A 253-nucleotide genomic window follows, 5' to 3' on the forward strand; every position below is an offset into this window, starting at 1 on the left:
GGCCGGCTGATCCCGCACGGTACGCAGGGCGGGCAGTCGCGGATCGACCTGTCCGATGAGCAGGTCGGCAATGTGAAGGCGATCATCGCGGCGACGAAGAAGTCGGGTATGGACGAGCGGGCCGCTGTGGTGGCCATCGCGACCGCGTTGCAGGAGTCGAAGCTGGAGAACCTGGGTCACCTGGGTGAGCGCAACGACCACGACTCGCAGGGCCTGTTCCAGCAGCGCCCGAGCTCGGGTTGGGGCACGGTCG

1 pseudogene is annotated in these 253 nt (G+C 68.0%); it reads left to right on the forward strand.

What is annotated here, in order from left to right:
- Positions 1-253: pseudogene (locus tag C1I99_RS32145) on the forward strand (hypothetical protein); the annotation flags it as partial.

Origin of the sequence: Micromonospora deserti (assembly GCF_003236335.1) — a bacterium.
Lineage (GTDB): Bacteria > Actinomycetota > Actinomycetes > Mycobacteriales > Micromonosporaceae > Micromonospora > Micromonospora deserti.